This is a genomic window from Amycolatopsis sp. NPDC059657, assembly GCF_042734395.1.
Lineage (GTDB): Bacteria > Actinomycetota > Actinomycetes > Mycobacteriales > Pseudonocardiaceae > Amycolatopsis.
The window spans coordinates 35920-57625 of the sequence record NZ_JBHWEB010000062.1; the positions used below are offsets into that span (position 1 = coordinate 35920).

Annotated in this window: 17 protein-coding genes; 15 read left to right on the top strand and 2 right to left on the bottom strand. The window is 68.8% G+C overall.

Annotation, left to right across the window (positions count from 1 at the left end):
- Position 1: 1 nt before the first annotated feature.
- Positions 2–898 carry a LysR family transcriptional regulator gene (locus ACFV15_RS29085; RefSeq protein ID WP_378354047.1) on the bottom strand — a complete coding sequence of 299 codons (897 nt, stop codon included), beginning with the start codon at positions 896–898 and terminating at the stop codon, positions 2–4.
- Between the two features lie 350 nt (positions 899–1248).
- Between ACFV15_RS29085 and ACFV15_RS29090 the strand changes: the two genes are divergently transcribed.
- Positions 1249–2094 (top strand): class I SAM-dependent methyltransferase, encoded by an 846-nt coding sequence (locus ACFV15_RS29090; protein ID WP_378354048.1) that lies wholly within the window; start codon positions 1249–1251, stop codon positions 2092–2094.
- Between the two features lie 880 nt (positions 2095–2974).
- Here the strand turns inward: ACFV15_RS29090 and ACFV15_RS29095 are convergent.
- Positions 2975–3358, bottom strand: a complete 384-nt coding sequence (locus ACFV15_RS29095; RefSeq protein ID WP_378354049.1) for an ArsR/SmtB family transcription factor — start codon at positions 3356–3358, stop codon at positions 2975–2977.
- A 176-nt stretch (positions 3359–3534) separates the two neighbouring features.
- Between ACFV15_RS29095 and ACFV15_RS29100 the strand changes: the two genes are divergently transcribed.
- From ACFV15_RS29100 to narH, 14 genes are all read left to right on the top strand, one after another.
- Entirely contained in the window at positions 3535–4221 is a 687-nt protein-coding gene (locus ACFV15_RS29100) for a CBS domain-containing protein (protein ID WP_378354050.1), read from the top strand.
- Complete coding sequence (locus tag ACFV15_RS29105) at positions 4218–4541, top strand: ArsR/SmtB family transcription factor (RefSeq protein ID WP_378354052.1); 324 nt, start codon at positions 4218–4220, stop codon at positions 4539–4541. The genes ACFV15_RS29100 and ACFV15_RS29105 overlap by 4 nt, the downstream gene beginning before the upstream one ends.
- Positions 4542–4741: 200 nt before the next feature.
- Entirely contained in the window at positions 4742–5104 is a 363-nt protein-coding gene (locus ACFV15_RS29110; RefSeq protein WP_378354053.1) for an NADH-quinone oxidoreductase subunit B family protein, read from the top strand.
- On the top strand, positions 5101–7119 hold the full coding sequence (locus tag ACFV15_RS29115; protein WP_378354055.1) for a proton-conducting transporter membrane subunit: 2019 nt from the start codon (positions 5101–5103) through the stop codon (positions 7117–7119). Before ACFV15_RS29110 ends, ACFV15_RS29115 begins: the two co-directional genes overlap by 4 nt.
- Entirely contained in the window at positions 7116–8063 is a 948-nt protein-coding gene (locus ACFV15_RS29120) for a respiratory chain complex I subunit 1 family protein (protein ID WP_378354057.1), read from the top strand. The genes ACFV15_RS29115 and ACFV15_RS29120 overlap by 4 nt, the downstream gene beginning before the upstream one ends.
- A gap of 39 nt (positions 8064–8102) precedes the next feature.
- Entirely contained in the window at positions 8103–8768 is a 666-nt protein-coding gene (locus tag ACFV15_RS29125; protein ID WP_378354059.1) for a hypothetical protein, read from the top strand.
- Positions 8768–10249, top strand: a complete 1482-nt coding sequence (locus ACFV15_RS29130) for a proton-conducting transporter membrane subunit (RefSeq protein WP_378354061.1) — start codon at positions 8768–8770, stop codon at positions 10247–10249. The genes ACFV15_RS29125 and ACFV15_RS29130 overlap by 1 nt, the downstream gene beginning before the upstream one ends.
- A complete protein-coding gene (locus ACFV15_RS29135) occupies positions 10246–11775 on the top strand; it encodes an NADH-quinone oxidoreductase subunit C (protein WP_378354063.1) in 1530 nt (509 codons plus the stop codon). Before ACFV15_RS29130 ends, ACFV15_RS29135 begins: the two co-directional genes overlap by 4 nt.
- A gap of 103 nt (positions 11776–11878) precedes the next feature.
- Entirely contained in the window at positions 11879–12085 is a 207-nt protein-coding gene (locus ACFV15_RS29140; protein ID WP_378354065.1) for a hypothetical protein, read from the top strand.
- A gap of 27 nt (positions 12086–12112) precedes the next feature.
- Positions 12113–12907: a hypothetical protein gene (locus ACFV15_RS29145; protein ID WP_378354067.1), complete on the top strand. Its 795-nt coding sequence runs from the start codon at positions 12113–12115 to the stop codon at positions 12905–12907.
- 35 nt (positions 12908–12942) lie between these two features.
- A complete protein-coding gene (locus ACFV15_RS29150; protein ID WP_378354069.1) occupies positions 12943–14778 on the top strand; it encodes a phosphoenolpyruvate carboxykinase (GTP) in 1836 nt (611 codons plus the stop codon).
- 100 nt (positions 14779–14878) lie between these two features.
- Positions 14879–15871, top strand: a complete 993-nt coding sequence (locus ACFV15_RS29155) for a ribose-phosphate diphosphokinase (RefSeq protein WP_378354071.1) — start codon at positions 14879–14881, stop codon at positions 15869–15871.
- Between the two features lie 406 nt (positions 15872–16277).
- On the top strand, positions 16278–19988 hold the full coding sequence (locus ACFV15_RS29160; protein ID WP_378354073.1) for a nitrate reductase subunit alpha: 3711 nt from the start codon (positions 16278–16280) through the stop codon (positions 19986–19988).
- Position 19989: 1 nt separating this feature from the next.
- Positions 19990–21618 (top strand): nitrate reductase subunit beta, encoded by a 1629-nt coding sequence (gene narH, locus ACFV15_RS29165; protein WP_378354075.1) that lies wholly within the window; start codon positions 19990–19992, stop codon positions 21616–21618.
- Positions 21619–21706 lie beyond the last annotated feature (88 nt).

A 21706-nucleotide genomic window follows, 5' to 3' on the forward strand; every position in this document is an offset into this window, starting at 1 on the left:
CTCACGACCGCGCGGCCGTCACCAGCGCCTCGACGGCCGCGCGGATCGCGGGCCTGCGGACGGCCTCGTTGCGCCACAAGGCGAAAACCTGACGGCTCAGCACCGGCTCGACGCCGACGATCCGCACCCCCGGCGGGGTGCTGTCCCGGCCCAGCCGGGGAATCATCGCGACCCCGTTGCCGCCCGCCACCAGCGCCAGCTGCGTCGCGTACTCGGCGGCGGTGTGCGCGATGCGCGGCTGGACGCCGTGCTCGCGGATCGTGTCGAGCAGCCAGTTGTGGCACATCTGCCCGATCGACCAGGTCACCCACGGATCGTTGGCCAGCTCACCGAGTTCGACCGTCTCGCGCTCGGCCAGCGGATGCCCGTCGGGCAGCGCCACATCGGTGACGTCGTCGAGCAGGTGTTCCTTCATCAGCACATCGGGAATCTGCAGCGGCGACGTGAACCAGTCCTGCACCACCGCGATGTCCACGTCGCCGCGGACCACCCTCGGCAACGACTCTTCCGGCTCCAGTTCGGTGAACTCGACGCGCAAGTGCGGGTAACTCTCCCGCAGGCTGCGCAAAGTGCCCGACACCAGTCCCCGCGCGGCCGTCGGGAACGCGGCGATGGTCAGCGAGCCCGTCACGGCGCCCTTCTGCCCCTCCAGCGACGCCTCGGCCTCCCCCATCAGCAGCAGGATCCGGTCGATGTAGCCGACGAGCAGGCGCGCCGAGTCCGTCAGGCGCACGCTCCGCCCGTGCCGTTCGAGCAGCTGCTGCCCGACATCGCGTTCGAGTTTGGCCAGCCGTTGCGAGATCGCCGAGGTGGTGACGTGCAAAGCGTCCGCCGCCCCGCTGATGGAACCGTTACGGGCGACCGCGTGCAGTGCGCGCAGTTGCGCCAGATCGTGCATGCGCTCCAGTATATGGAAATCGACGCGGCCCACCCGCGTAATGCAATTACTGTCAGATGACCGAAATTCGGCGTCGCGAGTGGAACCATTCCACAGTCCACAAAGGACTCAACTCGCCACCGGTCATCCCAATGGTCCCTTTTGCCCGCCTTTCGAGGCTACGCTCAAGGGACGATCGCTCCGAGGATGACCGCGTCGATGAACTCCCCGTTCACCCAGCCGCCGAGCAGATCGTGACTGGCAGGCGATCTGGCTATGGCCGTCAGGGCGCTTCAGGCGGCATCCTGTGACGTGCGCCGGCTGGGTGGGTGTGACCAGCACGCTGAGTTCTGGCCGGCAAGGAGGAACGCATGGAAAGCGCGCCGAGCAGGACGGCGATGTTCGCGGCTGTGTCGCGTGGATTGTTCCGCCTGGAGACGGCGCCGCCGTGGGTACTGGACGATGCGCTGGCCCTGGTGCTTGTCGGCCCGGTATGGCAGCAGCTGCGAGACCAGTTCGATCCGCTGTTCCCCGACCCGGTCCGCCGCGAGGCCCGCGCGGCTGTCTGCACCCGCAGCCGGTACGCCGAGGACCGGCTGGCTGCCGGCGCCTTCACGCAGTACGTGATTCTCGGCGCGGGGCTTGACTCGTTCGCGTGGCGGCGGCCCGATCTCCTCGGCTCGCTGACGGTGTTCGAGGTTGATCACCCCGCCTCCCAGGCCTGGAAGCTCGAGCGGGTCAGAGATCTCGGCCTGCCGCTCAGCGACTCGCAGGTATTCGTGCCGGTTGATTTCGAGGCCGAACCGGTTCAGGACACTCTGGGCGCGGCCGGGTTCGACTGGGCGCAGCCGGCGATGTTCTGCTGGACGGGCGTCGCCCCCTATCTGACGGCACAGGCGATCGAGTCGACGTTGCACACGATCGCCGCGGCTGCTCCCGGGTCTGAGGTGGTGTTCTCCTACCTGACCGAGGACGCTGCGCTCGACGACGCGGGGGCGGAATACGCCCGTATCTACACCCCGATCGCGGCTTCTGTCGGCGAGCCTCTTCAACCCGGCTGGCCGGTAGCCGAGATCGAGAGACTGGTCAGCCGGTGCGGGCTGAAGGTCGTGGACCACCCCACACGTGCAGACCTCCAGCAGCGGTACTTCGCCGGCCGTACCGACGACCTGCGGCCCTATACCTTCGAGACCCTGGTGACCGCGCGGGTCACCTGAGCGAGGACTGATCCTCACCGGCTGAGCATGCCGGACGGGCCGGGACAGGGTGTCGCGGGCATCGCCGAGTCAGGTGTTGGCATCAGCCCACGGCCGTGACAGTTCGGCCGCCACCAATTTCCGCTTCATCATCGTGGCCATCGTGCCGTGCCCGGGTGCGGCCGCCACCGAGTTCGCCGCGAACGCAGCCTGCGAAAGCAATCGAGTGACGTGAGCCGACCGGGACAACCTCGGAAGCGCCGACGGCATGTGGGTGTGTGACGGGGCCGCCTCCGCCGCCCGCAACGTCAAATCCGACGTCGCGGGCGGCGCTTCCAGCGTGATGCTCGAGTTCTACGAATTCTCGGACAGACGCCGCGACTGGACACAGAAACTACGCCCGTAGTCGCGGCGGCGTGGCCCGGCCGTGTTCTGCGGCCGGGCCACGCAACCCGCGTCGATTCGTGAGGCGCCGTCCGCCGTCCGAGGCATTCGGTCATCGGCACACCACGTCGGAGTGGTTACCCGAGCGTACGGTTGTGCATCGCCCGCTGAGCGCGACGATGACGGGGTGACGGATCGCCTTCCGATACCGAAACAACCGGGCCGGCCACAGGAGCAATTGATCGCGGCGCTCGTGCCCGACAACGTCGAGCGGCGGGCGGCACCCGCACGCCTGCCGACACTGCCCGCCGCGCGCCGGCCGCGTGCACGAACGCGCACTGTTCCGTTCCCTCGGCTGGGACCCCGGCCGCTTCGAGCCCAACCGGCCCCTAGTACTCCGCGGCAGTCCACGAGCAACTCGATGTCGATGACCCGGTGGCCCCGCCGATGAGCTGCCGCATGTGTTCGAGCGACCGTCGACGAAACACCGATCGGCACGACACTCGGCGAAATCGGCTCACCCGCCTGACGACGTGGAACCACCTTTGGCGCGCCCACGCGCGGGCGTGGGATCCGCAGGCGTGCGCAAGTCGTCGAGCAGCTCCATCTGACCTGCCAGCACACCGGTCAAGATCTGCCGTGCGACCCGGAGCAACTCCGCTACCTGCGGGCTGGTCAGCGAGTAGTAGACGGCCGAACCTTCCTTACGGGTGACGACCAGGCCTGCCCGCCGCAGCACAGCCAGCTGCTGCGACAGGCTCGCCATCTCGATCCCCACCTCCGGCAGCATCTCCGAGACCGCGTGCTCACGCTCACTGAGCAGCTCCAGCACCCGGATCCGAACCGGATGGCCCAGTGTCTTGAAGAACTCCGCCTTGAGCTGATACAGCGGCCTGATCACGCTCACCCCCTCTTCACTTGGTCACACCTGACCGGTCGTCGGCCCACGCCAATCCTCCCCCAAGCCCGCGTGTAGCGAGTTGCGACACGTGGTAGTAGCATGGTTGTTAAGTTGCAAATCTTTGCAACTGCTTAACTATGCGAGAGTGGGAAGTGCCCGCCACCGAGGAGGTGCCGATGCGTGAGCCGACCGTCGCCGACGTCATGAATCCCCACATCGCAACCCTCGCACCCGAAACACCCTTCAAGCACGTGATCGGCATCATGATCGCCCGCGACCAGGCAGCCCTGCCGGTGATCGACGCCGCCGGCCGACCTGTCGGCGTCGTAGCCGAGGCCGACGTGCTGCCCAAACTGGAGTTCCACGCCGGTATCGTGCATCCACCGCCGGCAGGCGGGTCGCGTGCCCGTGCGCGCTGGCACAAGGCGGCCGCACTCACCGCCGCCGACCTCATGACCACGCCGACGATCATGGTCACGGCCGACACTCCGCTCAGCACCGCCGTCTACGCCCTCAGTGCCAGGCAAATACGGCAAGTCTGCGTCGTCGACGCCAACGAACTGCTCATCGGGATGCTGGCACGCCAGGACACCCTCCGTCCGTTCCTCCGCCCCGACGACACCATCCGCGCGGAGGTCGAACGCGAACTCGCCACGGCGATCCCGCACTCGTCCGGCGTCACCGTCGATGTCACCAACGGAATCGTCACCCTCGGCGGCGCCCGCGCTCCGGGCAGCGCGGTTCATCACGCGATCTCGGCGGCACACCACGTACCCGGTGTCGTCGCCGTCCGCAACAAGATGGGTCACGATGCCGACGACCTCCTGAGCGCCAGCGCACCCGAGACGGAGGAGAGCCCATGAGCCGCCCTCTCTATCAAGCAAAGGCCGACTTCTTCAAAACACTGGGTCATCCCGCCCGGATCCGCGTACTGGAGCTGCTGAGCGAGCGTGAACACGCAGTGGGCGAGTTGCTACCCGAACTGGAACTCGAGGCAGCGAACCTGTCGCAGCAGCTGGCTGTGCTGCGGCGAGCAGGCCTGGTCGTCACCCGTAAGGAAGGTTCGGCCGTCTACTACTCGCTGACCAGCCCGCACGTCGCGGAGTTGCTCCGCGTCGCACGGCAGATCTTGACCGGTGTGCTGGCAGGCCAGATCGAGCTGCTCGACGACCTGCGCGCATGAGCCACGGCCACCCACCTGAACCCTCCCCGCCTCCAGGTGGGTGGCCGCACCTTTACCCGAAGCAAGAGTCAGGAGCCGGCGTGCTGGGTTTGTGGCGCAAGATCCGCCGTACCGGACGAGTGGCCGAAGCAGCCCCTCCCCTGCCGGGCCCGGCCTTGCCCGCCGCTGCGGCCCTCGGCGGGTCGATTCAGGTACGACACGTGGATGCCGGTTCGTGCAACGGGTGCGAGGTGGAGATCGGGTCGGCGTTCGGCCCGGTGCACGACGCCGAACGCTACGGCGCGAGGCTCGTCGCCTCACCTCGGCACGCGGACGCGCTACTGGTGACGGGGCCTGTCACGCGGAACATGGCCGCACCGCTGCGCCGGACGTACGAGGCGACCCCGGCACCGCGGCTGGTCGTCGCCGTCGGCGACTGCGCGCGCAATTGCGGCGCGTTCGCCGGGGCGTACGGACTGGCGGGCGCGGTTTCGGACGTGGTACCGGTCGATCTCGAGATCGCGGGCTGCCCACCCCGGCCAGAGGCCATCATCGACGGGCTGCGGAAGATGACCGGCCGATGAACCTCGCCTCGCTCTCCTTCGCCATCGCGGCGGCCGCCGGGGTCTCGAGCACGATCGCGGCGCCGCTCGTCCCGAGGCGGGCACGCTCGGCGGTGACCGGCGCCGGGATCGCCGCGACCGGTGCCGCCGGAACGCTCGCCGGGGCGGCGGCCATGGCCGGGGACTCGTTCACACTCACCCTTGCCGGGGTGCTGCCGCTGTCGGGTGTCTCCCTCACGATGGACGCACTAGGCGGGCTGTTCGTCGCCGTCACGGGAGCCGTCGCGGTCGCCACCGGAATCTACGGGATCTCCTATGCCCGGCGGGGCCTGGATTCGCGGGCATTCCAAGCGGTACTTCCGGTGTTCGTGGTGGCGATGCTGCTGGTGCCGATCGCGTCCGATGTGGGCACGTTGCTCGTGTGCTGGGAGCTGATGGCCTTGACCTCGCTGCTGCTCGTCCTAGCCGAGCACCGCCACCACGCCGAGGTGGCGCGCGCGGGGCGCTGGTACGCGGTGATGACCCACCTCGGGTTCGTGACCATCCTCAGTGGACTGCTGTTGCTGGCCGCGCACACGGGTGGCGATTCGTTCACCGCGTTGCGAACGGCTGGGCCGCATCTGCCGCCCGTCATCGCGAGCGCGGTGTTCGTGATGACGCTGGCCGGGTTCGCGTCCAAGGCGGGGATCGTGCCGTTGCACGCGTGGCTACCGCGCGCGCATCCTGAGGCACCCAGCCACGTATCGGCGTTGATGTCGGCGGCGATGGTCAACCTCGGGGTGTACGGGATCGTGCGGGTCGACTTCGATCTGCTCGGCGGCGGGCCACGATGGTGGTGGCTGCTGGTGCTCGCGCTCGGCGCCGTGTCCGCGGTGTACGGGATTCTCCAGGCCGCGATGGGCACCGACCTCAAACGGCTGCTCGGCTACTCCACAACGGAGAACATGGGACTGGTGCTTGTCGGCGTCGGCGCGGCCGGGCTGTTCGCCGCCTCCGGCGACCATGAACTGGCGGCACTGGCGTTGGCTGCCGCGCTGCTGCATGTGACCGGGCACGCGGCGTTCAAGACACTGCTGTTCCTGGCAGCAGGATCAGTGCTGCGTGCGACCGGGAGCCGCGATCTCGACGCGCTCGGGGGTCTGCGTGCCGCCATGCCCGCGACCACCGCGGCGTTCGGGTGGGGCGCGCTCGCGGCCTCGGCGTTGCCTCCTGGCACGGCGTTCGTGTCCGAGTGGCTGCTGCTGCAGGCACTCGTCCATGGTCTGCCCTCCTCGGGAGTGACCACGGCGATCGCGATGCCGTTGGCGGTCGCGGCGGTCGCGTTGACAGCGGGGCTGGCGGTCGCGACCTTCGTCAAGGCGTTCGGTGTCGGCTTCCTCGCCAAGCCGCGCAGCGCCGACGCCGAGAAGGCTGGGGAAAGCCCGCCGACCATGCTCGCCGGCATGGGTGTCGCCGCGGCCGCGTGCCTGGCACTGGCGGTCGCACCCACGCTCGTACTCCCCGGGGTCTCCGCCGCGGCGTCCACGGCACTGACCGGCGCGCGACCGGCGGTCACCGGGAATGTCACGCTGCGGCTGACCGGGTTCGCCGGATCGCTGTCGCCGCTGATGCTGACCCTCGCGCTGGCGGCCGCCGTACTGCTCGTGGCCGCGGCGGCCCGGTCGGCCTCCGCCAGGCGGGCACGACGCGCGGCACGGTTGTGGGACTGCGGGGCCGGGCCGATGACGCCGCGGATGGAATACACCGCGACCTCGTTCGCCGAGCCTCTGCAACGGGTTTTCGACGACGTCGTGCGCCCCGAAACCGATGTCGACGTGACCCACCACCGCGAGTCGGACTACCTCGTCCAGGCCGTGGAGTACCGACGGCGGGTACCGGACCGGATCGAGCGGCGCCTCTACGAACCCGTGCTGGCCGCGATGTCGGCATGGGGGCGGGCGGGACGCCGTCTCGCGACCGGGAGTGTGCACCGCTATCTCGGGTACGGCTTTTACGCGGTATGCGGGGTCCTGCTGCTGGTGGCGGTGACACGGTGAGCGCGCTCGGAATCGTCGGTGGCGTGCTGCAGCCGGTCGTCGTGGTGGCCGCTTCGCCACCACTGGTCGGGCTGATGCGGCAGGTCCGCGCGAAGCTGGAAGGCCGCGCGGGTGCCGGGGTCGGCCAGCCGTGGCGGGATCTGCGCAAGCTGTTCGGCAAGGAACGGATCGCGCCACGTGGCACGAGCGAGGTGTTCCGGTTCGCGCCGCTGGTGCTGGTGGCGACGACGCTGGTCGTCGCGGTGGTGGCGCCGTTCGCGACCACTGGCTCGGCGCTCGCGTCGGTCGCCGACCTGTTCGCGGTCGTCGCGCTGCTCACGCTGGGCACGGTCGCGCTGGCACTGGCGGGGCTGGACACCGGCACGGCGTTCGGCGGGATGGGCGCGAGCCGGGAGATGACGATCATCGCGCTGGTCGAGCCCACGCTGCTGGTGGCGATCTTCGCGCTGTCGGTGCGGGTCGGATCGACCGACCTCGCCGCGATCGTGACCTCGACGCTGAACGACCCGGTGCGAGTGATCTCCCCGGCCAGCCTGCTCGCAGCGGTCGCGCTGATCGTGGTGATCATCGCCGAGACCGGCAGGCTGCCGGTCGACAATCCCGCAACGCACCTGGAATTGACGATGGTGCACGAGGCGATGATCCTCGAATACGCGGGACCGGACCTCGCGCTGATCGAGCTGGCGTCGGCGATGCGGCTGAGCGTGTTACTCGGGTTGCTGGCGAATTTGTTCCTGCCCTGGGGTATCGCCACCTCGGCGACCCCGGTGGCACTCCTGTTCGGGGTAGTGGCATGGGTCGCGAAGGTCGCCGTACTGGGCACGCTGCTGGCCGCGGGTGAGGTGTTCCTGGCGAAGCTGCGGCTGTTCCGGGTGCCCGAGCTGCTGGCCGGTTCGTTCCTGCTCGCGTTGCTCGCGGTGGCCGCGTCGTTCTTCCTGGCCTGAGACGAAAGGACGGCTGCCGAATGTCCATTGAGGACTGTCATGGTGAGTGACACGGCTTATGTGCAGCTGCTGGATCTGGCCTGCGGAGGGCTGCTGCTGACCGCCGTCCTCATCGTGTGGCGCCGCGAACTCGCGGTGATCATCCGGGTGTTCGCCGTGCAAGGACTGGTGCTGGCCGCGCTGGTGGCGGTGCTCGCCGTGCACGAACACTCGGCCGAACTCGGCGCGGTCGCGGCCGGGCTCGCGGTGCTGCGCGCCGGCGTACTGCCATACCTGCTGCGCCGGGCCTTGGCGCAGGCCGGCGAACGGCGGCGGGAGACCCGGCCGCTGGTCAACGTCGCCGCGTCCTTGCTGTCCGTCGCCGTGCTGGCGATGCTGGCCTATGCCGTGTCGCAGCCACTCATCGAACTGGCGCCGTCGCCCGCGACACAGGCGATCCCGGTAGGGATGACGGTCGTGCTGATCGGGTTCTTCGTACTCGTCACCCGCCGCCGCGCCTTGTCCCAGCTCGTCGGATTCCTGTTGATGGACAACGGGATCACCGCCATCGGGTTCCTGACCACCACCGGCGCCGGGCTGGTGGTGGAGCTGGGGGTGTCGCTCGACGTGCTACTGGTGGTGCTCGTGCTGCAGATACTGGCGACCCGGATGCGGGAGACCTTCGGCGACGCCGACCTCGACGAACTACGAGAGCTGCGCGACTGATGAGCACATCGTTGATCCTCGTTCCCGTCGCCGTGCCGCTGCTCGGCGCCTCGGCCTACCTGGCGGCCGGGTGGCGGCCGTCGACCCGCTGGATCGGATCCGGCTGCGCGGGGCTGGCACTGGCCGCCGCGATCATCATCGCGGGCGCCGTGTCGTCGTCGGGCCCGTCGACCGCCTTCGCCGGGATGCTCAGGGTGGACGCGCTGTCGGCGTTCATGCTGATCGTGATCGGCGCGGTGGCGCTGCTGGCGACCACTGCGACCCCGGCGTACTTGCGCGGCGAGATCGACGCAGGGCGCGCGACCGCCCGCACCGCGGCTCGGCACAACGTGCTGGTGCAGGTCTTCCTGGCCGCGATGGCGTTGTGTGTGCTGGCGGCGAATCTCGGCGTGCTGTGGGTCGCGGTCGAGGCCACCACGATCGTGACGGCGTTCCTGGTCGGGCAACGCCGCACGAGGTCCGCCGTGGAAGCGGCGTGGAAGTACGTGGTGATCTGCTCGACCGGTATCGCGCTGGCGCTGCTGGGCACGTTCCTGCTCAACTTCGCCGCTCGGAACGCGCCCGGCTCCCCCGGTCTGGACCTCGCCGCGCTGACGCGGCTCGCACACGGCCTCGATCCCGGGGTGACTCGCCTCGCGGTCGTGCTGCTGCTCATCGGGTTCGGCACGAAAGCCGGGCTCGCGCCACTGCACGCCTGGCTGCCCGACGCACACAGCCAAGCACCCGCACCGGTGTCCGCGCTCATGTCCGGGGTGCTGCTCTCGGTCGCGTTCTACGCGATCCTGCGGGTCAAGGTCATCGCCGACGCGGCACTCGGCGCCGGATTCGCCCGTGCCGTGTTGATCGTCATGGCGTTGTCGTCGCTCGCGGTCGCGGCGTCGCTGCTGCTGGCACAGCGGGACTACAAACGCATGCTGGCGTACTCCAGCATCGAGCACCTCGGCCTGGTCGCACTCGGCGCGGCGATCGGCGGCCCGCTCGCCGTCTCGGCGGCGCTGTTGCATGTGCTTGGGCACGGCCTGGCGAAGAGCGTGCTGTTCCTGTCCGCAGGGCGGGTGCTGCAGACCACCGGCACCAGCCGGATCGACGGCGTGCGAGGGCTTGCCGCACGACAGCCGATGCTGGCCGGTTGCCTGGGGCTGGGCATACTCGCGCTGATCGGGCTGCCGCCGTTCAGCCTCTTCGCCAGTGAACTGGGGATCGCCCATGCCGGGTTCGCCGCCGGTCTGGGGTGGGTCACCACCGCGGCGCTCGCGCTGGCGACGGTGATCGCCGCGGCACTGATCGGGCACACCAGCCGCATGGTGCTCGGCGCACCGCCGGAGGGACCAGGAGCGGCGACCGCCTCCGTGCCGCTACCGGTCGTCTTGGCACTCACACTCATCGCCGGACTGGTGGCCTCCGCTGTGCTCGGTGCCGCCGCAGGGCCACTGATCTCGTTGCTGCACAACGCGGCCATCACCATCACGGGGACCCTATGACCACCGCACCGCCCTACCCGTTCAGTCAGGATGCCGGTCACCGCCGCAGTGCCTGTCTCATCGACCCGGCCGAGTTGCCGTCACGGACACAGGCTCTGCTCGAGCACGGTCACCGGCTCGCGCTGGTCGCCGGGCACGACGACGGCGACGCACTGCGCGCGGTATATCTGTTCACCGCCGCCGCGCCAGACCGGCGCGTCGAACTGCACGTCCCGCTCGACCGTGCGAAACCCAGCGTGCCCAGCCTGGCCGGGCTGTCCTTCCCCGCGGGACGATTCGAACGCGAAATGCGCGACCTGTTCGGCATCACGCCCACCGGCCACCCACTGCCCCGCCGCCTGGTCCGGCACTTCCACTGGCCGGCGGGCTGGTACCCGATGCTGGACGACGCGGGAGAACCTCCCGAGTTCGGCGCCGTCGACGGCCCCTACCCGTTCCGGACCGTCGAAGGGCACGGGGTCTACGAGATCCCGGTCGGCCCGGTGCACGCCGGCCTGATCGAGCCCGGCCATTTCCGGTTCTCCGTCGTCGGTGAGACCATCCTCAACCTCAAGGCCCGACTCTGGTTCGTCCACAAAGGACTGGAGAGGCTGTTCCACGGACGAGGCCCTTGCCAAGGTGTCGAACTGGCCGAGCGCGTCAGCGGTGACACCGCCGTCGGCCACAGCCTCGCCTACTGCCAGGCAGTCGAGGACGCGAGCGACATCCCGGTTTCCCCAGTGGCGCAACGGCTCCGCGCGATCCTGCTGGAGCTGGAACGGCTCTACAACCATGTCACCGACCTCGGGGCGCTGTGCAACGACGTAGGACACGCCATCCTCAACACCCACGCGCAGCGGGTGCGCGAGCGCCTGCTGCGGATCAACGACACCGTCACCGGGCACCGGCTACTGCGCGGCGGGATCCGACCGGGCGGCGCCGAGGTGCGCGCACTGCCAGATCCCCTCGCACTGTCCGAGATCGGCGCTGACATAGCCGAGATCGTCGACCTCGCACTGGGCAACACCGTAGTCGCCGACCGGTTCACCGGGACCGCGGTCCTCACCACCGCACAAGCCGCGGACCTCGGCGCACTTGGCTATGTGGCGCGCGCGAGCGGGCTGGCCGTCGACGCCCGCCACGACCATCCCTTCCTGCCCAGGGACTTCCCGCGCGCCGCGCACAGCCGAACCGAAGGTGACGTGCTCTCCCGATTCCTGGTCCGCGCCGACGAGATCGTCCAGTCGATCAGCGTGATCACGGAGCTGACCGGTGAGCTCGCGGGCGAAACCCGGTCCATCACCTGCGGCGTCGGCCAGTCCGGCGGCACCGCCCATTCGGGCGTGGGAATCGTCGAAGGCTGGCGTGGCACCATCGTGCATCGCGTCGAGTTCACCGCCGAAGGCAGGCTCTCCCGGGTGAAGATCGTCGACCCGAGCTTCTTCAACTGGCCCGCGTTGCCGGTCGCCCTCGCCAACACGATCGTCCCGGACTTCCCGCTGACCAACAAAAGTTTCAACCTCTCCTACGCGGGCAACGACCTGTAGGACGCCCGTCGGCCGCAGTGTGTGCACTATCGCACATCTTATGACTTGCAGACTTTTATAACTGCATAGACACTAGATGGGTGGGCATGGGAGGAGTGCGGCGATGAGTGAGTTCGTGACGGTCCTGCGAGGCCGGATCCAAGGCGCACAGGAAAAGCTGGCCGCGGCACGCGAGGCGGGCCACGACTATGAGATCTACCTTCATGTCGCCCGGATCAAGGACCTGCTCGATCTCGCCGAGCGCCATGGCGTCGACACGGCGGCGTGGATCGACCCGGCGGAGCTGATGACGGCGGAGACCAGGGGCTAGGCGGCCATGCCGATGCCGGGTTCACCCGTGAGTACCGGGACCCCACGGGTCGCGATCGTGTCCGACGGCAGCGCGCTGCCTGCCGGAACCGACCTCATCTCGACGTTGCGTGAAGTGGCGGCGCTGATCAGCGGCCTCGCCAGGGTGGCGGCCCGGCCGAGAGCGGTCCTCTCCGCCGACGCGACCGGCCTGATCGCGGCCATCCGCGCACTGCCGCCGGATACCGGCGCGGTACTGCTGACCCGGGTGACCCCGGAGCGGGCTCGCCAGGTCCGACGAGAGCTGCGCGACAGTGATCCTCGCCCGCTGCTGACCGATGAGGACGTCACCACGATCGCGCTGGCCTCGGCGACCTCGGACGCGCTGCCGACGACGTGGCGGCGGCGGGCTCATGGCGCCAGGGTCGTCATCGCCGGGGCACGGGAGATGCCCGGACTCACCGCGTTGCTCATGGCGTCCGGTATCGCCGACATCACCACCTGGAATCTCGCCGACGCCGTTGTCTTTCCCTTGCACAACATCGTCTTCGGGGCAGACGCGGTAGTCGATCTCGTCGGCGCGCTGTCACCGGACCTGGCAGGAATCAGCGTGATCACCCGCGAGGACGCCGGTAAAGCGCTGTACGCGGCGAGCGGGCTGCTGCGGGCCGCGGCGTGCGCATCCGGACTGGGCTTCGACGTCGAAGTCTTCCGCGCGTGCGCACGGGCATTGAGCGCTGCCCCGCCGGCGGGCCGCTCCATGCCGTTCGTCAAGGGCATCGCGCTGACCCGGCTGGTCGCCGACGCGGCGACCAGTGTCTTTCAGAACCAGCTCTCCCGGTGAACGGCACTGGGAACCGCAGCAAAGGAAGCGGCACCATGTCCACCACGACCGAGAGCCACCCGGCAGCCACCATCGCCGGACTGGACAACGCACCCACCACCCACCGGCGCCTGGTGGCGTGGGTGCGCGAGGTCGCCGAGCTCACCACCCCGGACGAGGTGGTGTGGTGCGACGGCTCCGACGACGAATGGCGCCGCCTGACTACGGCATTGGTCGACGCGGGCACGCTGGTCCGCGTTCCGCAGAAGCCCAACTCGTTCCTCGCCACGTCGGATCCACGTGATGTCGCGAGGGTCGAGGACCGCACGTTCATCTGCTCGAACGATGAAGCAGACGCCGGGCCCACCAACAACTGGATGGACCCGGTCGACATGACGATCATCATGACCGAGCTCTATCGCGGCTGCATGGCCGGTCGCACCATGTACGTCGTCCCGTTCTGCATGGGCCCGCTCACCGACGAGAACCCGAAACTCGGCATCGAGATCACCGACTCCGCCTATGTCGCCGTCTCGATGCGGCTGATGACCCGGATGGGCACGATGGCGCTGGAGAAGTTCGGCGAGGACGGCGACTTCGTGAAGGCGCTGCACTCCGTCGGAGCCCCGCTGAAGCCGGGACAGGCCGATACGCACTGGCCGTGCAGCGACGTCAAGTACATCTCCCATTTCCCCGAAGACCGCACCATCTGGAGCTACGGCTCCGGCTACGGCGGAAACTCACTGCTGGGCAAGAAAAGCTACGCACTGCGCATCGCCTCGGTCATGGCCCGCGACGAAGGCTGGCTCGCCGAGCACATGCTCATCCTCAAGCTCACCTCCCCCACCGGATCGGTCCACTACGTCGCCGCGGCGTTCCCCAGTGCCTGCGGCAAGACGAACCTGGCGATGCTGCAGCCCACTGTGCCCGGCTGGAAAGCCGAGACACTCGGCGACGACATCGCCTGGATGCGCTTCGGCCCCGACGGCCGCCTCTACGCGGTGAACCCCGAGTTCGGGTTCTTCGGCGTCGCCCCTGGCACCGGCTACCGCACCAACCCGGTCGCGATGCGGATGATCGAGCAGGGCAACACGATCTTCACCAACGTCGCGCTCACCGACACCGGTGACGTCTGGTGGGAAGGCATGACCGAGACTGCGCCGGAACACCTCACCGACTGGCGGGGCCGCGACTGGCACCCCGGCACCGCCGAGACCGCCGCCCACCCCAACTCCCGGTTCTGCACCCCGATCCAGCAATGCCCCAGCATCGCGCCCGAATGGGACGATCCCGCCGGGGTCCCGATCTCGGCGATCCTGTTCGGCGGCCGCCGCGGCACCACGATCCCGTTGGTGACGGAGTCCCGGCACTGGCAACATGGCGTGTTCCTGGGTGCCACGCTGTCGTCGGAGACGACCGCCGCCGCCACCGGTGAAGTCGGGGTGGTGCGCCGCGACCCGATGGCCATGCTGCCTTTCACCGGCTACCACGTCGGCGACTACTTCGCCCATTGGCTGGCGCTCGGGGAGCACGCCGACCCCGCGAAACTGCCGCGGATCTTCAGCGTCAACTGGTTCCGCCGCGACGAGTCCGGCCGTTTCCTGTGGCCAGGATTCCGGGAGAATTCCCGCGTACTGGCCTGGATCATCGGCCGGCTTGACGGCACCGCCGAGGCCACCGACACGCCGCTCGGGGCTGTCCCGTCCCCCGCCGATCTCGACCTGACCGGGCTCGACGTCGACCTGGCCGACGTCGAAGCGGCACTCGCCGTCACCCCTGCGGAATGGCCTGCGGAACTCGCCCTGATCCGCGACTGGTTCACCTACGTCGGCGACAAGCTGCCCACCGCGCTGCGGGACGAATTCGACGCGCTGAACCGGCGTCTGGCATAGCCGCCCCACAAGTGCCGTGGGCGGGACCGTACAAGCGCTCGTCCCGCCGGTCCCGCCCACGGTCCCACTCAACGCCCACCCCTCCCTGGAGTACACGAGCATGACGGCATCGCCCTCGACCCTCAGCCGGCTACCGGGCACCGTCACCAAACGGCTCATGTTCCTCGCCGGCGGCACGCCCACCGGCCTCGCCCGGCAGATCGCGGACACGCTCGGCGTGTCCATCGCCCCGCAGACCGCGCACACCTTCGCCAACGGTGAAAGCTTCGTGCGGTTCGACACCTCTGTCCGCGGCAGTGACACCTTCGTCCTGCACACCGCCACCACGCCGCTCAACACGGCGCTGATGGAACAGCTGATCATGATCGACGCGCTCAAACGGGCCAGCGCGAAACGCATCACCGTGATCTGGCCGTTCTACCCCTACGCCCGGCAGGACAAGAAACACCAAGGACGCGAACCCGTCTCCGCCCGCCTCGTCGCCGACCTGCTCGCCACCGCCGGCGCCGACCGGATCGTCGCGGTCGACCTGCACACACCCCAAGCCCAAGGGTTCTTCGACCGCCCCGTCGACCACCTGCTCGCCCAGCCACTGCTGGCCGGCTACCTGCGCGAGCGCTACCGCGACACCACCATCACCGTGGTCGCGCCCGACTCAGGACGGGTCAAACTCGCCGAGACCTGGGCGGAACTCCTTGGCGGGCAACCGATCGCGTTCGTGCAGCACCGCAAATCCCTGCACACCCACCACGCCGACGCCGCCTCACTCATCGGTGAGGTCACGGGCAGGCTCTGCGTCGTCGTCGACGACATGATCGACACCGGCGCCACCATGGTCGGCGCCGCCCGGGTCCTGCTCGCCGCCGGCGCCACCGACGTCGTCGCCGCGGCGACACACGCGGTGCTCTCCGACGGCGCAGCCGGACGCCTGAGCCACAGCGGAATCCGAGAGGTCGTCCTCACCGACACCCTGCCCCTCACCGAGGACAAGCGGTTCCCCCAGCTCACCGTGCGATCCGTCGCTCCCCTGATCGCGAGCGCCATCGAGGCGATCTTCACCGACGGGTCGGTCACCAGTCTGTTCGACTGCTGATCACTCGTCCCTCGCGGACCCCTGATCACCGCTCCCCGGAGCCGAGGCGGCGGGTGTGCGCAGATCCTCGAGCAACTCCATCTGCCCGGACAACGCCCACCTCCACGCACGCGTGCGCTCCGGCCGTCATCGTCATACCGGCGATCCTCCCCAGCTCCCGCGGAGCAAGCTCACCGGCTGCGCCAAGGCCGCATGATCCCGGGCGGCGCCGGACGCCACCCGTCCTGTGCCGTCGGCACAGGGGACGTTCTGTCTAAGAAGGACGAAAGACCCTACGAGACGCGACGTTGGCCTGGTGATCAGCACGGCCGCGCCGGAGAAGCTGAGTGTGCCCGGTCCGGCACCACGGCGGTACCGCGCTGGAAGACGTGCCCGTTCGCCGCAGCGCCGAAGGAGTCGTGCCACCGTGTCCTCTCATTCAGATCCCGCGGCACCCGCGAACGATCGGCTGCCCGGCCATGGTCCGCTGCTCGGCGTCCGCCGCTTGCTGACCAAGGAGACCGTCGGCGATCACGGGCGCACGCTGCACCAAATCGACGCCGGTGACTGGGAGTCGTTCTATCGCGACCGGTGGAACTACGACCGGGTCGTGCGCTCGACCCATGGCGTGAACTGCACCGGCTCGTGCTCGTGGAACGTGTTCGTCAAAGACGATCTGATCACCTGGGAGCACCAGGCGACCGACTACCCGAGCACGGGCCCGGACAGCCCCGACTACGAGCCGAGAGGCTGCCCGCGCGGAGCGTCGTTCTCGTGGTACGAGTATTCGCCGTCGCGGGTACGCCACCCCTACGTGCGCGGGTCGTTGCTCACGATGTTCAGGGCCGGCCTCAAGCGGTTCGGGGATCCGGTCGCGGCGTGGGCGGACATCGTCGAGGACCCACGCAAGGCCGAGGTCTACAAAGGACAGCGCGGTCGGGGCGGTCTCGTGCGCGCGAGCTGGGACGAAGCGATCACCATGGTGGCCGCGGCACATGTCCACACCACGAAGACACACGGGCCTGACCGCGTGGTCGGATTCTCGCCGATCCCGGCGATGTCGATGGCGTCGTTCGCGGCGGGGACCCGGTACCACGCGCTGCTGGGTGGGACGCTGCTGTCGTTCTACGACTGGTACGCCGACCTGCCGATCGCCTCGCCGCAGGTGTGGGGTGACCAGACCGACGTACCCGAGGCCGGTGACTGGTGGAACGCGACCTACCTGATCATGTGGGGCTCCAATATCCCCGTCACCCGTACCCCGGACGCGCATTTCCTGGCAGAAGCCCGCTATCGCGGCACCAAGGTCGTCGCGGTCAGCCCGGACTACGCGGACAACGTGAAGTTCGCCGACGACTGGCTTGCCCCGCATCCCGGCACCGACGGCGCGCTGGCGATGGCCATGGGCCACGTCGTGCTCACCGAGTTCTTCCGGGACCGGCGAGTGCCCTACTTCAACGACTACGTCCGGTCCTACACCGATCTGCCGTTCCTGGTCACACTGCGCGAACGCGCACCCGGGGTATACGCCACCGACCGGTTCCTCACCGCCGCCGACCTAGGTGACGACAGCGCCTCTGCGGGCCACAAAACGGTCCTGCTCGACGAGGGAACCGGCAACCCTGTGGTGCCCAACGGATCGCTCGGATTCCGGTACGGCGCCGAGAACGAAGGCCGCTGGAATCTTGACCTCGGCGACGTCGTGCCCGCTCTCGGCGTGCTCGGCCACGCCACAGAGCAGGTCGAGATCGACCTCGCCAGGTTCGACATCGGCGAGACCGAAGGCGGAACCACCGTACGCCGCGGCGTACCTGTCCTGCGTCTGGGCGACCACTTGGTCACCGGTGTCTTCGACCTCATCATGGCCCAGTACGGCGTGCGCCGGGGCGACCTGCCGGGCGAGTGGCCCGCTGGGTACGACGACGCCGACACGCCGAACACCCCGGCATGGCAGGAACGGTTCACCGGAGTACCCGCATCACTCGCGGCCAAGATCGGACGCGAATTCGCCCGCAACGCCGAACGCAGCCGTGGTCGCTCCCTGATCGCGCTCGGCGCGGGCACGAACCAGTGGTTCCACTCCGACATGACCTATCGGGCGTTCATCGCGCTGGTCACCCTCACCGGCTGCCAGGGAGTCAACGGTGGCGGCTGGGCGCACTATGTCGGCCAGGAGAAGGCACGCCCGATCACCGGGCAGCAGCACATGAGCTTCGCTTTCGACTGGCAGCGACCCATGCGGCACCAGGCGAGCACTCCGTTCTGGTACCTGCACACCGACCAGTGGCGCTACGAGAAGGTGCCCGCCGACGAACTCGCCTCCCCACTGGGCCAGGGCCGCTTCGCCGGGATGACTTTCGCCGACACGGTCGCCGCCGCGCAGCGGATGGGCTGGTCGCCAGGCCATCCGGCGTTCGACCGCAACCCGCTGGATCTGACCGACGAGGCCGCGGCGGCCGGTGTGAGCACCTCCGAGCACATCGCGGCCGAACTACGCGCGGGCAAGCTCAAGGCCGCCGCCGAGGACCCCGACGATCCGGCGAACTTCCCACGCTGCTTGACCCTGTGGCGAGCCAACCTGCTCGGCTCCTCAGGAAAAGGCAACGAGTTCTTCCTGCGGCACCTGCTCGGCGTCGACTCGCTGGCCTCAGCCGGGGAATGCGGGCCAGGCGAACGGCCTCGCGACGTGGCCTGGCGTGAGCAGGCACCGACGGGCAAGCTCGATCTGCTCACCGCCATCGACTTCCGGATGACCAACACCGGCCTGCACTCCGACGTCGTGCTGCCCGCGGCGACCTGGTACGAGAAGCACGACATCTCCACCACGGACATGCATCCGTTCGTGCACGCCTTCTCGCCCGCTGTCGCCCCGCCCGGCGACGTGCACTCCGACTACGACGCGTTTCTCGCGCTCGCCGACAAGGTCAGCGAACTCGCGATCACCCACCTCGGTACGCGCCGTGACGTGCTGGCCGCGCCGCTGCAGCACGACACCCCCGACGAGCTCGCGACGCCGTCGGGACGGGTGCGTGACTGGAAGCACGGCGACTGCGCGCCGCTCCCAGGTGTGACCATGCCGAAACTGGTCGAGGTCGAACGCGACTACACCCTCATCGGCGCCAAGATGCGCGCCATCGGCCCGTTGCTGGACGAACTCGGCACCACGACCAAAGGCATCACCGTCGACGTCGCACCGGAACTGGACTACCTGCGCCACCGCAACGGGACCGTGCCCGACGGCCCGTTCGCGGGCAGGCCTTCACTGTCCACAGCGGACCGGATGTGCGAAGCGATCCTCGCCTTGTCCGGCACGACCAACGGGCGCCTGGCGCGCGAAGGTTTCCTGCAGCTGGAAAAGCGAACCGGCCGCCCGTTCACCGACCTCGTCGAAGGCCACGAGAACGACCGCATCACCTATGCGGCCACCCAACGGGCACCGCAACCGGTGATCACCAGCCCGGAGTGGTCGGGCTCGGAGAAAGGCGGGCGGCGGTACTCACCGTTCACCATCAACGTCGAACGGCACAAGCCGTGGCACACCCTCACCGGCAGGCAGCACTTCTTCGTGGAGCACGACTGGGTCGCCGAGCTGGGCGAGCACCTGCCTGGTTACCGGCCACCGCTGAACATGGCCAGGCACTTCGGCAAGCCGGGCGAGCTCGCCGACGGCGGGGTCACCGTCCGGTTCCTCACTCCGCACGCGAAGTGGTCGATCCACTCGATGTACCACGACAACGAGCTGATGCTCGCGCTCTCACGGGGTGGACCGGTGATCTGGATGAGCACGCAGGATGCCGCCAAGATCGACGTCGCCGACAATGACTGGGTCGAGGCCGTCAACCGCAACGGCGTGATCGTGGCGCGTGCCGTGGTCAGTCACCGGATGCCCGAGGGCACCGTGTTCCAGTACCACTCCCCCGAACGCACCGTGAATGTCCCGAAGACCGAGGCCACCGGGGCGGGCAAGGGCAAACGCGGCGGCTACCACAACTCGATGACCCGCCTGCTGGTCAAGCCGACGCACCTGGCGGGCGGGCACGCACAGCTGACCTACGCCTTCAACTACTACGGCCCCATCGGCAGCCAGCGCGACGAGATCACCGTCATCCGGCGGCGCGACCAGGAAGTGGAGTACTGACATGCGCATCCGCGCCCAAGTCGCGATGGTGATGAACCTCGACAAGTGCATCGGCTGTCACACCTGCTCGGTGACCTGCAAACAGACCTGGACCAACCGCGAAGGCACCGAGTACGTCTGGTTCAACAACGTCGAGACCAAACCCGGCATCGGCTACCCCAAACACTACGAAGACCAGGAACGGTGGAAGGGCGGCTGGCGGCTCGACTCCAGGGGCCGTCTCGTCCTGCGGTCCGGCGGGCGCGTCAAACGGCTGTCGCGGATCTTCGCCAACCCCGACCTGCCCTCACTCGAGGACTACTACGAGCCGGCCACCTTCGACACGGACGCGCTGCTCACCGCGCCCGCCGGGCTTGCCGACACCCCGGTCAAGCAACCTCGCTCAGCGCTGACGGGCGAACCGATGAGCCTGGTTTGGGGCGCCAACTGGGAAGACAGCCTCGGCGGCGCCCATGAGCGCGCAGGTACCGACCCGAATATCACGGCGATGGATCCCGAAGCGGCCGCGCGGGTGAAGTTCGAGTTCGAGAAGACGTTCCTGTTCCACCTGCCCCGCATCTGCGAACACTGTCTCAACCCAGCGTGCGTCTCGGCCTGCCCATCCGGTGCGATGTACAAGCGCGAGGAGGACGGCATCGTGCTGGTCGACCAGAACCGCTGTCGCGGCTGGCGAATGTGCGTGAGCGCCTGTCCTTACAAAAAGGTCTACGTCAACCACGCCACCGGCAAAGCCGAAAAGTGCACCTTCTGCTTTCCGCGTATCGAGGCGGGCCAGCCCACCATCTGCTCGGAGACCTGTGTCGGCAGGCTGCGCTATCTCGGGTTGGTCTTCTACGACGAGGACGCTGTGCTCGCCGCCGCGTCGGTCAAGGACGAGGCGGACCTGCTCGCCGCGCAACGTGCTGTCTTCCTGGACCCGCACGCACCCGAGACGGTGCGGCTGGCCCTCGGCGCGGGCATGCCCGAGGAGTGGGTGCTCGCAGCGCAGGCCTCACCGGTGTGGCGGCTGATCAGCGAGTACAAGATCGCGCTGCCGCTGCACCCGGAGTACCGCACGCTGCCCATGGTCTGGTACGTCCCGCCGCTGTCACCGGTGCTGGACGCGGTCGGCGCCGCCGGTCTCGACGACACCGACGCCGACGACGTCTTCCACACGATCCGCGAGCTGCGGATCCCCGTGGAGTACCTCGCCGAACTGTTCACCGCGGGTGATGCCGACGCGGTGGCGGGCGTATTGATGAAGCTGGCCGCCATGCGGTCGCACATGCGCGCCCGCACGCTCGACGGCACCGTCACCGACGAACTGTGCGACGCGGTCGGCATGACAGCGGAGCAGGTCGAGGCGATGTACCGGCTGCTCGCGATCGCCAAGTACGACGAGCGTTACGTCATTCCTGCCGCGTACAGCAAGGACGCCGCCGCGCTTGAAGCCCAGGCGGCATCCACTTCGGACTGCTCACTCGACTGCGCCGGTGGGCCCGGCATGACCGAGCAGGTCACCGCCACCGGCGAGCGGTTCCACCTCGTGGCCGACGAACAGCGAGTCCATCCCGGACGCCGGAGCCTGCTCGCCCGCCGACACGACGGCAGGCTCGGGCTTTCCATCGAGCCGTCCGGAGAACCGCGATGACACCCCTTGTGTCAACCTCAAGATCAAAGTCAGGCTGCGGCCTGCTGTTCGGTGTCTCGTTGGGCGCCGCCGTGGCGGGTGGGGTTGT

What these genes read in the sequence shown, in the direction of transcription:
- ACFV15_RS29085 (WP_378354047.1), bottom strand. Translation starts at nt 898, where the DNA reads ATGCACGATCTGGCGCAACTGCGCGCACTGCACGCGGTCGCCCGTAAC.
- ACFV15_RS29090 (WP_378354048.1), top strand. Translation starts at nt 1,249, where the DNA reads ATGGAAAGCGCGCCGAGCAGGACGGCGATGTTCGCGGCTGTGTCGCGT.
- ACFV15_RS29100 (WP_378354050.1), top strand. Translation starts at nt 3,535, where the DNA reads ATGCGTGAGCCGACCGTCGCCGACGTCATGAATCCCCACATCGCAACC.
- ACFV15_RS29105 (WP_378354052.1), top strand. Translation starts at nt 4,218, where the DNA reads ATGAGCCGCCCTCTCTATCAAGCAAAGGCCGACTTCTTCAAAACACTG.
- ACFV15_RS29115 (WP_378354055.1), top strand. Translation starts at nt 5,101, where the DNA reads ATGAACCTCGCCTCGCTCTCCTTCGCCATCGCGGCGGCCGCCGGGGTC.
- ACFV15_RS29125 (WP_378354059.1), top strand. Translation starts at nt 8,103, where the DNA reads ATGGTGAGTGACACGGCTTATGTGCAGCTGCTGGATCTGGCCTGCGGA.
- ACFV15_RS29130 (WP_378354061.1), top strand. Translation starts at nt 8,768, where the DNA reads ATGAGCACATCGTTGATCCTCGTTCCCGTCGCCGTGCCGCTGCTCGGC.
- ACFV15_RS29135 (WP_378354063.1), top strand. Translation starts at nt 10,246, where the DNA reads ATGACCACCGCACCGCCCTACCCGTTCAGTCAGGATGCCGGTCACCGC.
- ACFV15_RS29140 (WP_378354065.1), top strand. Translation starts at nt 11,879, where the DNA reads ATGAGTGAGTTCGTGACGGTCCTGCGAGGCCGGATCCAAGGCGCACAG.
- ACFV15_RS29150 (WP_378354069.1), top strand. Translation starts at nt 12,943, where the DNA reads ATGTCCACCACGACCGAGAGCCACCCGGCAGCCACCATCGCCGGACTG.
- ACFV15_RS29155 (WP_378354071.1), top strand. Translation starts at nt 14,879, where the DNA reads ATGACGGCATCGCCCTCGACCCTCAGCCGGCTACCGGGCACCGTCACC.
- narH (WP_378354075.1), top strand. Translation starts at nt 19,990, where the DNA reads ATGCGCATCCGCGCCCAAGTCGCGATGGTGATGAACCTCGACAAGTGC.